The sequence below is a fragment of the Halorubellus salinus genome (genome assembly GCF_020567525.1).
GTDB classification, from domain to species: Archaea; Halobacteriota; Halobacteria; order Halobacteriales; family Natrialbaceae; genus Halorubellus; species Halorubellus salinus.
The window spans coordinates 198,666-213,322 of sequence record NZ_JAJCVI010000007.1; the positions used below are offsets into that span (position 1 = coordinate 198,666).

11 protein-coding genes are annotated in these 14,657 nt (G+C 66.1%); 10 read left to right on the forward strand and 1 reads right to left on the reverse strand.

Going from position 1 to position 14,657, the window contains the following annotated elements:
• The first annotated feature begins 12 nt into the window (after window positions 1-12).
• From LI336_RS18940 to LI336_RS18970, 7 genes are all read left to right on the forward strand, one after another.
• Entirely contained in the window at window positions 13-1,644 is a 1,632-nt protein-coding gene (locus LI336_RS18940) for an acetate--CoA ligase (RefSeq protein WP_227134735.1), read from the forward strand.
• Window positions 1,645-2,510: 866 nt separating this feature from the next.
• Complete coding sequence (locus LI336_RS18945; protein WP_227134736.1) at window positions 2,511-3,707, forward strand: orc1/cdc6 family replication initiation protein; 1,197 nt, start codon at window positions 2,511-2,513, stop codon at window positions 3,705-3,707.
• Window positions 3,708-5,005: 1,298 nt separating this feature from the next.
• A complete protein-coding gene (locus LI336_RS20465; RefSeq protein ID WP_227134737.1) occupies window positions 5,006-6,337 on the forward strand; it encodes a HEAT repeat domain-containing protein in 1,332 nt (443 codons plus the stop codon).
• A gap of 72 nt (window positions 6,338-6,409) precedes the next feature.
• Complete coding sequence (locus LI336_RS18955; protein WP_227134738.1) at window positions 6,410-8,083, forward strand: hypothetical protein; 1,674 nt, start codon at window positions 6,410-6,412, stop codon at window positions 8,081-8,083.
• Window positions 8,083-9,027 (forward strand): hypothetical protein, encoded by a 945-nt coding sequence (locus LI336_RS18960; RefSeq protein ID WP_227134739.1) that lies wholly within the window; start codon window positions 8,083-8,085, stop codon window positions 9,025-9,027. The genes LI336_RS18955 and LI336_RS18960 overlap by 1 nt, the downstream gene beginning before the upstream one ends.
• Window positions 9,027-9,830 (forward strand): bactofilin family protein, encoded by an 804-nt coding sequence (locus LI336_RS18965; RefSeq protein ID WP_227134740.1) that lies wholly within the window; start codon window positions 9,027-9,029, stop codon window positions 9,828-9,830. The genes LI336_RS18960 and LI336_RS18965 overlap by 1 nt, the downstream gene beginning before the upstream one ends.
• 207 nt (window positions 9,831-10,037) lie before the next feature.
• Complete coding sequence (locus LI336_RS18970; protein ID WP_227134741.1) at window positions 10,038-10,943, forward strand: ADP-ribosylglycohydrolase family protein; 906 nt, start codon at window positions 10,038-10,040, stop codon at window positions 10,941-10,943.
• Between the two features lie 70 nt (window positions 10,944-11,013).
• Here the strand turns inward: LI336_RS18970 and LI336_RS18975 are convergent, their stop codons facing one another.
• The gene (locus LI336_RS18975) at window positions 11,014-11,832 is read right to left on the reverse strand and encodes a hypothetical protein (RefSeq protein ID WP_227134742.1); all 819 of its coding nucleotides are present in this window, start codon (window positions 11,830-11,832) and stop codon (window positions 11,014-11,016) included.
• Between the two features lie 5 nt (window positions 11,833-11,837).
• Here LI336_RS18975 and LI336_RS18980 point away from each other — a divergent pair, with 5 nt between their 5' ends.
• The 3 genes from LI336_RS18980 to LI336_RS20470 all read left to right on the forward strand — a co-directional run bounded on the left by LI336_RS18980 (window position 11,838) and on the right by LI336_RS20470 (window position 14,623).
• A complete protein-coding gene (locus LI336_RS18980) occupies window positions 11,838-12,068 on the forward strand; it encodes a hypothetical protein (protein ID WP_227134743.1) in 231 nt (76 codons plus the stop codon).
• 237 nt (window positions 12,069-12,305) lie between these two features.
• The gene (locus tag LI336_RS18985) at window positions 12,306-12,725 is read left to right on the forward strand and encodes a CbbQ/NirQ/NorQ domain-containing protein (RefSeq protein ID WP_227134744.1); all 420 of its coding nucleotides are present in this window, start codon (window positions 12,306-12,308) and stop codon (window positions 12,723-12,725) included.
• Window positions 12,726-12,727: 2 nt separating this feature from the next.
• The gene (locus LI336_RS20470; protein ID WP_227134745.1) at window positions 12,728-14,623 is read left to right on the forward strand and encodes a VWA domain-containing protein; all 1,896 of its coding nucleotides are present in this window, start codon (window positions 12,728-12,730) and stop codon (window positions 14,621-14,623) included.
• The last annotated feature ends 34 nt before the right edge of the window (window positions 14,624-14,657 follow it).

Here is a 14,657-nt window from a genome sequence, read left to right on the forward strand (position 1 = left end):
TAGGCAGCCATCATGCTCGACGTAGACAGCTACGACCAGCTGCAAGCGGCGTTCAGCTGGGACCACTACCGAGACGCCTGCGACTGGGACGCCCGCGACGAACTGAACCTCGGGCACGAGACCATCGGGCGGCACGCCGGCGAGGACGCCCTCGCACTCATCTGGGTCGCCGAGGACGGCCACGAGGAACGTTACACGTTCGCAGACCTCGACCACGAGTCCGACCGGTTCGCGAACCTGCTCACGGGACTCGGCGTCGACCGTGGGACGCGCGTCGTCACGCACCTCCCCAGAACCCCAGAGCACTACGTCGCAATCCTCGGCACGCTGAAGACCGGCGCGATCTTCGGCGCGATAAACGAACGCTACGGCGTCGACGGCGTCCGCCACCGGCTCGCCGACAGTCGAGCCAGCATCGTCCTGACCACGCCGACGAACCGCCAGAAGATAGAGCGCGCGGTCGCAGACCTCGAAACGCCCAACGAGATTGTCGTCGTCGACCGCGACAGCGAGGGCGTTCCCGCCGACTGCATCGACTACCACGACCGGATGGACGACACCGACGCGTCGTTCGACACGGTCCGAACCGCGCCCGACGACCCCGCACTCCTCTACTACACGTCCGGGACAACTGGCCCCGCGAAAGGCGTCCTCCACGGCCACCGGTTCGCTGTCGCGAACGCTGCCTTCGTCGACAACCCCCTCGGCGTCCGCGACGGCGACCTCTACTGGTTGACCGCCGACCCCGGCTGGCTCACGGGCTTGAACGCGTTCGGCGCGTGGTTCTGGGGCGTCCCGAACCTCATCTACGCTGGCGAGTTCGACGTCCACCGATGGGCCGACGTCCTCGACGAGTATCCGATCACACACCTCTGGAGCGTCCCCACCGCGTTCCGGCTGCTCAAGGACCACGACGACGTCCTCGACGACGTGGACGTCGACCTCGAGACCGTCCTCTCCATCGGCGAGCCGCTGAACGCCCCCGTGATCGAGTGGGCACGCGAGCGCTTCGGCGTCGACATCCTCGACGCGTACGGGACGAGCGAGACGTACGGGACCATCGTGAGCAACTTCTCGTTCATGACGGTCAAGCCGGGGAGCATGGGGCGACCGTACCCCGGTATCGACATCCATCTCGTCGAGCCGGGGACGACCGAACCCGTGTCGCCCGGCGAGCCGGGCGAGATACTCGTCAGGGAGTTCCCGAGCGCGTTCCTCCGGTACTGGGAACGCGAAGCCGAGACTGCGGCCGTCCGTTCCGGCGACTGGATTCATACTGACGATCTCGCCACGCGAGACGACGATGGCTATTTCTGGTTCCAGGGCCGCACGGACGACGTCATCCTCTCCGCCGGCTACCGTATCGGGCCCTTCGACATCGAATCCACGCTCGTCGACCACGACGCGATCGCCGAGGCCGCCGTCGTCCCGAAACCGGACGACGAACGGGGGAACGTCGTCGTGGCATTCGTCGTCCTCTCCGACGGTGTAACGCCAAGCGACGAACTCACTTCGGACATCAAATCCTTCGTCAAGGACCACCTCGCAGCGCACGAGTACCCACGAGAGATCGAGTACGTCGACGAACTCCCCCACACCGTCACGGGCAAGATCCGTCGAACCGAACTCCGCGACCGAGTCTGACGACGAAGCCCCGTGGGCCGCCACCGCAAAGACGGCTCGGCATCAATCCCAAGCCGTACGGACCAATATATACTAATTCTGGTTATAAAGCGTTTTTATAATTTAGAGTATATATGCACTGATGGATCGTCGTAGGTCCTGTTTTTGTCCTCAAGAGTTTTCTGGTGATATCGGACACTGCCGATCCAGAGCCTGTCGTGTCGACTCGAGTCGAGGACGTGGGCCACTGGACGGACCGATGTTACGTCGGTCGGCCTCGAGCGGTTGCTCCAACGAGCAACCTTCCCTACTCGTGGTTGCGAAACAATCCCGACTCTATACCCATAACTACCAAAATAGGAGATATATTTAAGATTCTATTCTACTGGGCGTCCAATGGGGATGCTTCGGAAAGAGTGATCTGTTCGAACCGGAGGCAGTGGAGCTCAATCCCCTACGCCGACCGGTGCGGCACAGCTTTCAGCGGCTACGGCAAGGAAAGCTATCAGCGGGAAGAGGGGGGTCTTCTGGGCGGTTTTGCGAGGGTTCTCCACGTCGACGTTCGCGTCTAAGACGGGGATCCAGGGGTCGCGCGTTTGGCATGTCGCTGGCGGTACTGACCTCGAGTGAGTGCGCGTAGCCCAGGCTCGAAAGACGAGTGATCATCCACGCGTCGGACTTCAAGCGTGGCCTCGTACAGCAGCGTCTCGTTTTTGCGGCGAGGTTTATACGCGGTGGAAGCTAACTGATGTGGAGGATGCTTTGCAGGATTACGGCGGAAGTACTGGGGTGGGGTGGTTCGACTGGTTTTATATCCCGGAGTAACAGAGGAAACAACGGAACCCGCGGTCGGTGCGTTTATTTAACACCCAGTTGTTTGGCATCACATGACGGACTTCAGTTTCGAACAGGATACGCGTGTCTTCCGGAACCGGGACGCGCTGACCGAGCAATACACCCCCGACGAGCTCGTCGGTCGCGACGAGGAGCTCACCGAGTTCCACGCCGCTCTCCAGCCCGTCATCAACGGCGAGAACCCCTCCAACATCTTCATCTACGGGAAGAGCGGCGTTGGCAAGACCGCAGCCACGCGCTTCCTCCTCGAACGCCTCGAACGCGACGTCCAAGCCGTCCCCGAGATCGACCTCACCACCATCGACGTCAACTGCGACGGCCTCAACACCAGCTACCAGACCGCCGTCGAACTCGTCAACCGCATGCGCGACCCCGGCAACGAGATGGCCACCACTGGCTACCCACAGGCCGCCGTCTACAACGCCCTCTGGGAGGAACTCGAGAACCAGGGTGGCACCGTCCTCGTCGTCCTCGACGAGGTCGACCACATCAACGACGACTCCATCCTCTACCAGCTGTCGCGCGCTCGCGACAACGGTGTCATCGACGACGTCGACCTCGGCGTCATCGGCATCTCCAACGACCTCTCGTTCCGCGAGAACCTCTCCTCGAAGGTCCGGTCCTCGCTGTGCGAACGCGAGGTCAACTTCTCCGCGTACAACGCCCACGAGCTCCAGGAAGTCCTCCGGCAGCGCGAGTCCGTCGCGTTCCACGACGACACCCTCGAGGACGAAGTCGTCCCGCTCTGTGCTGCCTACGGCGCTCGCGACTCCGGCGACGCAAGACAGGCGCTCGACCTGCTCCTGATGGCCGGCGACCTCGCACGCCAGGACGACGCCAGTCACGTCACCGAAGGCCACGTCCGTCGCGCGAAGAACAAGCTCAAGAAGAACCAGGTCGAGGAAGGCATCTCGACGCTCTCCCCTCACGGCCAGTACGCGTTGTACGCACTCGTCGTTCTCGAGGAACGCGGCGACACCCCAGCACGAACGCGGGACGTGGTTCCAGTGTACCAGGAGGTTTGCCGCCAGCAGGGCGACGAACCGGTGTCGTTGCGGTCCGTCCGCGACCACCTCGCGTCGCTCGCCCAGCTCGGTATCATCGACCGCACCGAGACCAACCGCGGCCGGGACGGCGGGAAGTTCACCGAACAGCAACTCAACCACGACGCCGACATCGTTCGCGCCGGCGTCAGCGAACTCCTCGACCTCGCCGTCGACGGCGTCTGACAACCGGGCTCGACGCCGCGAACGGACGTTGGAGTCGGTTCTCGAACTCGCCTTCATAGACTCACTCCACTGGTTCCGTTGTTCTGAGTGACGTGGGACAGGGGTGTTCGCTTCCATGAGGTGGGGGGGTGGACCTCACCGTCTCTGCGTTCTCCTGTCTCTACGTGGTCGTGTTCTGTTGGTGCCCTCCCACCCCACTACTTCCGCTGTTCTGAGCGAGAGGGGAATCGTGTGGAGTGGAGTATTGCTTTGGGTTCCGTTGGAGCGGTCAGGTCCCTCGGGTACCCTCCCACCCCACTGGTTCCGCTGTTCTCCGACCTGCCACCGGTGGGGTCGTCCCGGCATCCATGTCGGTAGTGTTCAACTCGGAACACGGCTCGTTCCCATCACGATAGCATGCTCAGCCCATTCGTCGAATCGACGATCGCATCGTGATATCGACGGTCCTTGATTCACACCGTCCACCCCGATGTCTGCGGCTCACTCCGTGGACCACTGGGTGGTCGTTCCGGCCACCAGGGATGAACTCCTCCGCCGTCCAGCGACCAACCCACCCCACGACTGCCGCTGAAATCTCTTCAACTGAGGCGCTCAACTCGACCAACGCCTCGAATCTGTAGTCGTCCATCCTCCAGTTCCCGTAGTGCTTGCTCTAACAACCGCCTCTTTCTCTAACAACCACGTCTTTCCAGCCCATGTCTATTCAAATAGCTTTAATACAACCTACTCTAAACAATTCCGTAGTCCATCTTTGGTTGAGTGAAGATGGGGTAGAACCCACCCCATCGAATCCCCAGAACAACGGAACACGTGGGGTGGGAGGGTCACTCTCGACATCGAGGACCACAGAGCCGCCAAACGCCCTGTTTGTCCCGTCATTCCGATAATCACGACGAGGTCCTCTTACCACACCCCCACCCCTACACCACCACTTCCGCTGTTCTGCCGCCCGTACTGCGTCACCTCCGTACCATTCGAAGCTCCACTCGACAGCGGGTATCCCCGCACGTCCCACAATGGTTCGTTCATCGGGTGCCACCCGAGGTCGCGAGGGATGTCCTCGATGTAGCACCGTAGAACAGCGGAACCCATGGTGTCCGTCACCCACCGAGAGGACCTGGCATGCCAGGCCACCATCCTTTTTAACGGCCAGTTCGACCCCACCACGCGGGGGATGTGTACATGACACACGCAGTTGTGGAACCAACTGGAGGAGCACCTGCTCTATCCGGAGGATTGGGTCGGCAACCAATACCAACGATGCGGAGTAGACAACGCGGGGGAATGGGGGTGTCGCGGTGCTCTTCACCCTGAAGATCCTTCGATTCATCGTCGGACTGATCGTCAAGGTCGTCCTGTTCCCGTTCAAACTCGTCTTCCGACTCGTCGGGAGCGGTGGCGACGGAGACGGATCACTGACTCCCGGTGGCGAAGTCGACACGGGAACTGGGACCGGTTCAGGAGCCAGTACGGACGCGAACACTTCGACGACCGCTGCAGCGGCAGGCGCCACCGCCGCTGCGGGCAGCAGCGCGTTGGACACCTCCGCTGCGCAGGCCCGCAAGAACATCGGTCGGTTCCGAAAGGGCCTGTTCGCGTTCGGTGCCTTCAACGTCCTGATCGGCCTCGTCGCGTTAGTCGCCGGTCCGGTACCGGGCAGTAGCCTGGCGCCGATCTACGGTGGCATCTTCGTCCTCACAATCGTCCTGGGGATGGTCCCCATACTCTGTGGTATGGCACTCACCAGGTATCCGACCCTGGGATGGTACGGCGGCATGGGCTACCTCGCACTGACGTTCGCGTTCTCCATCTTGGCGCTCCCGTCCGGGCTCTTGACACTGGGGATCTCGCTGCTGCTGGGATACTTCGGGTACACGGGGCGGGACGCGCTTCTGGAGCTCGCCGGTTCCTCGCTCGATAGCATGGAGACGGCGGAGCAGCGGGACTCGACAATCTCACCAGACGAGAGCATATCGTTGGCCGACGATACGGCAAGCACCGGGTCGACCTCGGGGCGAGACGATCCACCCACGTCGTCGACCGCTGGCGAACCGGACACGACTCCGGACCCTGGTACCAGCCGAGCGCAGTCCCGAGACGCGGGGCGAGCCACAGACGATACCACCACGGCCAGTCCTTCCGGAAGCGGGAACGCAACGCGCTCAAATAAAAGCGAACCCGCCGGACGGACGTCCGCTAGCGGCTCGGAGACGACCACCGACCTCGACGAAACCGCTGCCGCTAGCGACGCGGCCGAATCCTCGACGAATCCGGACGACGTGACCGCATCTTCGACGGGGGCCGACGACGCGGTTGCGTCTTCGGGGAGCGAATCGGACGCGATCGCCGACGTCCGTGAAGACCTCACCGCCGAGACGCCTGCGACGCGTCAGGAGGCAGTCCAGGAACTCGCGCACCGTGCGCAAGCCGCTGACGTTCCCGAGCAGTCCGTCGTGGATGCGCTTTCGGCACGCCTCGACGACGGAGACCCCAGCGTTCGCGCGGAAGCGTGCGACGCCCTGGGGTCGCTCGGTGCGAGTGCTGCGAAACCCGCACTGAAGGAGCGTCGTATCGATTCCGACCCAGAAGTGAGTCGAGCAGCAAGTCGGGCAATCCGTAATCTGGAATGAACTGGAGACAACTGCGGGAGAATGGGGTACAGCGAAGTGATCGAATGAGGGTCGGGAATGGAGGTGGAAGTCGTGCGGGTCAGTGACGTCGTCTACGAGACCGACGACCCGGTCGACGAGACGTCCGCGACCGCTCTGGCGATGAACGAGGTGCTCCGCGAGCCGCTCTCGGCGTTCCTCGACGAGCAACAACGCCGACTCCGCAACGCCGGCATCGCCGCGGGCGTGCTCCTCGTCGTTGGAATCGGGGCGTTCGCGACGGGCGCAGGCACCCTCGGCCTTGGACTGGTCGCCCTGGGCGTCGTCACCGCGGGCGGCGGATACGGTTACGTGCAGACGCGGTCACCGGACATCACGGTCGAGCGCGTCGAGCGGGGTGTCTGGTCCGGGCACAGTCTCCCCGTCCAGAACGGGACGATGGTGTACGACGCGACGGCCACGTCGGAGGAGACGTCGTTCGAACTGGAGCGACTCTCCGAGAAGAACGCCATCGAGGACGCGACGGCGAAACTGAGTGAACTCGAGGAGTTCCCGGTCGTGATGGACCGGGACGAACCCGTCGAACAGCAGGTCTCGAACACGCTCGAATCCGTTCGCCGAGCGATCCAGAGCGCCGAGCAGCACACTGTCGAAGTGCCCGTGGTGGGCGCGTCGGACCCGGCCGCGGACGCCGTCGAAACGTTCGCCACCCTCGCGGACGACGACCCCGTCGACGCCACTGTCGCGGTGTCGGCGGAGGAGGCCAGAGCGGACGTGAGCGAACTCAACGACCTGGAGGAGATGGCGACGTCGGACGACGCGGAAGCGGACCTCCAGCAGGTATCGGACACGGGCCGCGACCTGGTCCAGGATCTGTCGAAGACCCAGGGCACCGCTATCGACCTGCTGAACGACCACATCGGGACGGCTGCGGACGCGTTCGGACTCGTGAGCTACAACTTCTACTGTCCGGACTGCCAGACCGACGACATCGAATCTGCGCTGGCGTTGACCGGCCCGCAGGCCGGTCGATGGCACTGCGAGACGTGCCGGACGACCCACGAGACGGACGCTGTCGTCCCCCGGCATCGCATCAAGGATGACATCGTGAATCCGGTGTGGGACCAGTTGTGGATCGAGAAAGACGATCAGCGACGGGAACTGTACGAGAACATAGAGGACCAGAAGGCCGAGCTCCAGGAGCGCGAGTTCGAGCAGCGCCGCGAGGAGATCCGGTCGGCGACCGACCGCATTCGCGACCTCCGTTCGCGCATCCGCGACCTGAAGACCGAGGCGAAGGCGGCCGAGGGGAAAGTCTCGGAGATCGGCGACCTGATGGTGAAGTACGAGCGCCTGCACGAGGCGCGCAAGGCCGAATTCGAGCAGGAGGTCCAGTCCTCGTTCGCGGAGATCGACGCTGAGACCGACCGCATCCTCGAGGAGACCCGCAACGAGGAGCAAGAGCGCATCGAGGAAGCCGAGCAGGCAGCCAAGGAGAAGGCGGAACTCATGCGCGAGGAGGAGCGACGGCGCGAGGTCGAGAAGTTCGTCGCCGCACAGCAGCGCGAGGACGCCCGCGTCGAGGCCCAGATGGAGCAGGCGCACGCACTCCACAGCGAGGAGATGGAGATGGAGAAACGACACCACCGCGAGCAGTGGATGTTGGAGACCCGCGGTCGAACGTCGTTCTCCGGGCTCATCGACAAGGGCCGCATGAAGAAGGATCGAGTGCTCCGCGCGTCCGCCTACGAGGGAGGTGAGAGCTGATGGCGAACGACGACCTCCACAAGCCGCTGAAGGCGATCAATCAGACGGTCGCGCGGCTCCGCGAGGACGTCCAGTCGCTCACCGGCGAGGTGAAGAAGATCCGCGACGCCATCGTGGAGTCGGCCGAGCGCATACAGGACGCCATCCAGGAGAACATCCAGGCGCAGGCGGAGCTGAAGCTGATGGAGCAAGTGATGGAGGTGAAGTCGGTCAAACCACAGATCGAAGCCGAACACGAGCAGATTCGCTCCGAGCGCGATGAGCTCGACGGGCGGCTAGAGTCGCTCAACGACCGGTACGCGGACAAGCACGGCGAGCTCGACGAGACCGCGAGCGAGCGGATCCGCAACCTCGGGTCGCACATCTTCGCGATCGACGAGGAGGAGTTCGAGGACGGTATCGAGCGGCCGTTCACCGATCAGGTGACCGGCGCCTGGGGGTTCCTGCAGGAGCACAACGAGACCGTTGGCGACGACCGACAGACCGCTGTCCGGGAGACGGCCGGGGAGACCGTGCAGGCGATCAACGACTACATCGACCGGCAGGATCACTTGCTCGAGCGCATCGACGACCATCGACTCGACCTGGACGCGGACGCACTTCCGTCGGACGAGCCGACGACGCTGCAGGCGCCGTACTTCGTGGTCGAGTACGAGCACGACGGCGTCCGGTCTCGGGAGACCGTCGTGCCCTCGCGGCTCGATACCACCGCCAGCGAGTGGTGTTCCGCAGCCCTCGCCCCGATGGACGGTGCCGAGTCCCTGCTGCGTGGCGTGTCCGGCGTGGAGTCGCCCGCCGAGACGTCACGGGTGCAGGCCGGGGACGTGACCTCGAAGCTCGATGACTACGCGGACAAGAGCGTGCTCGGACTCTCCTACACCGATGCCGTCAGCGACGCCGTGCCGGACGACGGCGTGCGGGTCGCCAAGGAGGTGTCGGACTGATGGCGCACATCGAGCAGACGCGCGCGGTCGTCGAGGCCGATGAGACCTACGACGGGCGAATCATTCCCACGGAGCAGGCCGAGCTGGACCGTCCGGTTCGGCTTCGAGCGGACGCTACGGTCCGCGGGAGCGTATACGGCGGCAGCGTCGAGACCGACGAAGGAGCCACCGTCGAGGGGTCAGTGATGGCCAGCGACGGCATCGAACTCGATGGCGGGCACGTCGCCGGAGAGCTCGGAACGCCTGGGAAGGTGACTGCGGACGGCGCTCGTATCGACGGCACTGTCACTGGAACGCGCGTCCGACTGCAGAACACCGTCGTCCGCGGGAACGTCGTCGGGAGCGACGTCATCCTCGAGAACTGCGTCGTGCTCGGGCTCGCGACCGCCGACCGGTCGCTCACCGTAGAGGACTCGCTGTGCTATACGGTGCGTGCCGAAGGCGAGGCCACGCTGGACGCGGCGACGCTCGTGTTGCCCCAGGCCATCTTGAACGGCCCTATCGACCTACAGTCACCGGTGGCCGTCGCGGGCCTCGGCTCCATCGAGGTGGAGAGCGACGACGAGGCGCGACTCCCGGAGATGGACGAGGCGGACCTCTACGACCAGGGGGATTCGACGTACCTGACGCTCGCACAACGGGTGTTGAACCTCGAGAAGGTCACCGACCGGCTCTCGGAGCTGGAGGACGCGGTGATGACGGCGGTCGACGACACGAGTGACGACGAGGGCGCGGAGATGTCCGTCGACGACGTCCTCGCGCTCCTCGATGTCGACTCGGACCGGGTGTCCGCGGCGGACTAACCACCCGGAACGGAGGCGCTTCCCGGTATCGGCTCTCCTCGGGAGAGCAGCCAACGACCCGACGAATCGCCTCGATGACCGACCAACACGGTGAACCACCGTGCTACCTGGTGCCGGTTCGACATCGGTCACGAGACATGGTCACCGGGTCGGTCGAAGCCCCCGTCAGCCACGATGCATTTCAGGCGCCTGCACGTGAGTCGACGTATGCAACGTGACGCTGCCCGCGGCGTGTTGCTCGGACTGGCGTGTGGGGATGCGCTCGGCCGCCCGGTCGAGTTCTCCTCGCCGATGAGAATCAGCGCCGAGTACGGGCACTTGGAGGAGATGGTCGGCCACGGCACGTGGAATCAGCCGGCGGGCACGATCACGGACGACACCGAACAGGCGCTGTGTATCGCGCGCAGTCTCGTCGACGAGGGCGGGTTCGACCCGGCGGACGTCGCCGCGCGGTTCGTGGCGTGGTACGAGTCCGACCCGTTCGACATCGGCCGCATGACGGCGCGCTCGCTTCGCGCGATACAGCAGGGCGAGCCGTGGGACGAGGCCGGCCAGCGGGTCTGGGAGGAGAGTCCCGAGGGCCAGAACGCGGGGAACGGCAGCGTGATGCGGTGTCCGCCACTCGCCGTCGCGTACGCCCACGACCGAGACCGACTCACGGCGGTCAGCCGCCAGTCCTCACAGATAACGCACGCCGACCCGCGATGCACGGCCGGCTGTGCCATCCTGAATCACGCGGTCGCCGGCCTCCTCGAGGACGAGGCCACGCCACTCCAGGACGCACTCGACGCCATCGACGACGCACCCACCGAACTCGTCGACGCACTCCAACCGATCGCCGACCGCGAAACCCCCGAGACGCTGGAGACCTCGGGATACGTCGTGCACTCGCTCCAGACTGCACTCCACGACGCGCTCACGGCCGACAGCGCGAGGGACGCCATCGTCGTCGCCGTCAACCGCGGGGGCGACGCCGACACCATCGGCGCCATCGCCGGCGCCGTCGCAGGCGCTCGCTTCGGCGCTAGCGACATCCCCGAACGGTGGCTCGAGAGCATCGACGAACGCGGCGAACTCCAAGCACTCGCTGACGACCTCCGCGACCTCGCCTGACGGTGAACTCGCCCTCGCATACCCACGAGTCTCCGACACGTCTCGGACGACACGGCTTCGACCGCAGAGCTCAGCGCTCGCGGGACAGGATTCGCTGTATCTCGAAGCGCACCGTCTGGTTGTCCTCGCAAGATAGCCGTGACGCAAGCGTTGTCCGCGTCTCGGCGTCGACGGCCGCACCGAGCCCTCGGGCGGCACGTGCGCGAACGCGCCAGTGCTCGTCGTGCAACTGCTCGACGACCGCGGAACGTACGGCAGACAGCCGGTCGGCTCGGTCGTCGGCGGCAAACCCGTCGTCCCTGGTTGTCCCACCGTCGGTGTTCGTCCCGGCGTTCAGCGCCTCGACCCACGCGGTGAGGGTCTCCACCGCCGCCGCACGCACCTCTTGCTCGTGGTCGGTCGTACGCTCCAGGACGGCATCGCGGATCGTCGGGGCCCACCCGCCGAACCTGTGAGGTGGCGTCGCGAACAGGCTGAGCACGCGCTTCCGTAGCACGGTGTCGCGTCCCTCGAGGTGGTCGAGGAGCGCGGGCACGGCCTTGTTGGGTGCTGCTTCGACGAGTTCGGTAGCGACCGCGGTATCGAGCAGGCGCTTGCAGTAGTCGACGTCTTCGAGGTGGAGGAGCCGGGAGAGCCGGTCGGTGTCGTCGGTCGCGATGGCGACGCGTCCGCGGACGGTGACGAGGTCGCTCCATCGGTCGTCGCCGGGCCGGATGGCGTCGGCCCACGCCCAGAGGGTCTCTTGGACCGGCGCGAGCGCGTGCGGTGCGGACTCCGTGACGGATTCGAGCACCACGAGGGCGTCTTTGGGGGGTGCCGTCACCCCTTCGATACCCTCGGCCGCGCTGGCGGCGACCGCGTCCGGTGCTCGCTCGTGTCGCGGAAGCACCCGACGTGGAACGTGCGAGCGGCGCTATCGTCGTCGCCGAGCTGTCCGAGACGCTCGTCGCGGGCGACGACGGGACGGCCACGGAACCCCTCGTGGAACGCATCCATACAGCCGAGGGCGTGGAGCGCACGCTCGCCGCCAGGACGCTCGGCGAACACGCCGCCAAGACCAGCGCAGTCGACGACGCCACGAACAAACCAGTCGAGGGCGACACGAACGCCGAAGAACCCGATTGATCGAGTAGCGGTGACCCGCTGTCGCGTGCGCTGGCCGACGGCATTCGCGAAGGAGGCGTCGCGCGAGCGACCATCGCCGCGGAGGCGCTCGGACTGGCTATCGCGGCGACGTACGACGACCGCCCGGGCCCGCTGGAGTCGCAGCTCCGAACCGCAGTCGCCAACGCGAAGCCGGGCGACCGCGGGTTGGCGGCACGCGCGCTCGGGCTCGCAACAGCGGCCACCGTCGCCAGGGAAGTGACGGCCGACGATCCCGCGGCGTCGCCAGCGGTCGCCGACCTCCGGGACCGTGTGCAGTCCGCGGAGAGCGCTGACCGTGCGGCGGCGGCCTGGGGGCTCGGGACTGTCATCGCAAACAGTAACGCGCGGCCTCTCGCCGACGTGCTCGTCGCGCGCATCGACGCACCGCCAGTCGGCCTCGACCGCCGCAAGCGCGACGCCATCGAATCGCTCGTCGCGTTCGCCGGGCAACTCCGCGAGGCGTACGTCGCCGGCGAACTGACGACGCCGATCACCACCCGCGAACTCGTCCGTATCGCGACGTTCATGGAGGACGACTTCATGGACCTCGAGACCGCAACCGAGAGCGAGCTGCTCGCTCGCGTCGACGACCACGACACCTCGCTGGTCGCGACGCTCCTCGAGAAGTCACTCTAGCCGTGGACATCGACCGCACCACCTCGCGTCGGGAACTCGCCCGGTTGTCCACCGCGGACCGCCGCTCGGAGCGACGCCGCACCGAACTCCAGCGCCTCGCGAACGTCCTCACCGGTCCCGACCTCGACGTCCGCGTGACCTTCCAGGAGACGGGCGCGTTCGCGCGGCCCGGCCCGGACTCGGCCCCCCACGACTTCGAGATTCATATTCCCGTCACGCGCTTCGAGCAGGTCGAAACCGACCAGCCGACGCTGATCTGGGACCGCCGAGTGCAGTTCGCGCTGCTCTTCCACGAACTCGGGCACGTCACGTACTCTGACTTCGAGCGGTTCGAACGGCGCCAGGCCGACGTCAAGTCCCGGCACCGCGAGCTCTTCCGGAGCCTCTACAACGCCGCCGAGGACGTCGTCATCGAAGCCCAGTTGGCCGAAGAGTACTCGCTAGCGCGGGACTTCCGGACGCTCAACGACACCTTCCGAACGCTCCAGCACCAGGACCACGAGCGGTACGTCGACGCGTTCGCGCCCGACGACGCGTTCACGTTCACCGTCTACGAGGCGGTCTGCATCGGCATCCTCGCCCACGGGTTCGGCGCGGAGTCCCGGTTTCAGGCCGTCCTGGACCCCGTCGAGGACCGCTACCGCGTCCACGACGGCCGCCGCGACGTCCTCGTCGCCCTGGCCCCCGACATCGACGCGTTCGTTGAGGACGTCCTCGCCACGCCGGACGGCGCCGAGCGCGTGGACCGCAGCGTCGCGTTCTTCGAGACCGTCCGCGACGCGCTCGCGGACCTCCCCTCCGTGCAGGCGATTCGACTGCAGACCGAGGGCTTCAGGCCGGTCGAGGCAGGCGAGTTCGTGCTCGGGACCGCCGGCCGCGCGACCGACCTCCCCACCGACGGCGACGCGACGGCCGGTGGCCCCGGAACGGCTGGACCCGGCGGCGGTCGCGCCGACACCGCACCCACGGGGACTGGGACCGGTAGCCCTGCCGACGGTGGTGGTGGCCGGCGGTCTGGAACCTGCTCCGGTCGAGACGGGACCGGCGGCCAGTCGCCCGGCGATGACCCGCTCTCAGAGCTCCTCGACGACGACGACCGGACGCAGTCCCCACTGGAGCGCGAGGCGGCGACGCTCCTCGACCTCGTCGACGCGGACGACGTCGGTCTCGAGAGCGCGAGCGTCGTCGAGATCGACGACGCCGAGGGCGACAGACGGCGCTGGGAGGCCGCCAAGGACCGTGCGAAGCCATTGGCGAACGATCTCCGGAGCGCGCTCCGACGGCGTCGTCGCGCGGACGAACGCGTCGGCCAACGCACGGGCCGGATCGACCCGCAGCGACTCGCCCGCGCGGCCCAGGGCCGCGACCGCGTGTTCAAGCGCCGCGTCCGCGGCGACGACCGCGACTACCGCTGCCTCATCGTCCTCGACCGCTCCGGGTCGATGGACGGCGGCCGGATCAGGGACGCCGAATCAGCGACCGCACAGCTCGTCTACGCGCTCCACGACGTCGGAATAGACGTCTCCGTGCTCTCACTCCTGGAGGACCGCCCGCACCTGGAACTCCCGTTCGGCGCTACGCTCGACCGCTACGCCGACGCCCTAACCAGACAGCGCGCCCGCGGCTGGACGCCGCTGTCGGACACCCTCGAGATCGCGCGCCACCGCCTGGACGACGGCTCCGGGAGTCGCCCGTTCATCGTCGTCGTCACCGACGGCCACCCCGACGACGAGGAGGCGTTCCTCGACCAACTCGAACGCTGTACCGTCCCCGTCTACGGCGTCTACATCGACGGCGACCCCGGCGACCACGCCCAGTTCTTCGACCGCATCGTCTACACCGGGAGCGACTCGCTCGACGCGACGCTCCGCGCGCTCGCCCGGCGACTCATCTCCTGACGCACCCTCGCCCGAACAGTGCACGTGGCGAGGT

Bases quoted from the DNA above. Each gene is read 5' to 3' on its own strand.
- LI336_RS18940 (WP_227134735.1), top strand. From the start codon at position 13: ATGCTCGACGTAGACAGCTACGACCAGCTGCAAGCGGCGTTCAGCTGG.
- LI336_RS18945 (WP_227134736.1), top strand. From the start codon at position 2,511: ATGACGGACTTCAGTTTCGAACAGGATACGCGTGTCTTCCGGAACCGG.
- LI336_RS18960 (WP_227134739.1), top strand. From the start codon at position 8,083: ATGGCGAACGACGACCTCCACAAGCCGCTGAAGGCGATCAATCAGACG.
- LI336_RS18965 (WP_227134740.1), top strand. From the start codon at position 9,027: ATGGCGCACATCGAGCAGACGCGCGCGGTCGTCGAGGCCGATGAGACC.
- LI336_RS18970 (WP_227134741.1), top strand. From the start codon at position 10,038: ATGCAACGTGACGCTGCCCGCGGCGTGTTGCTCGGACTGGCGTGTGGG.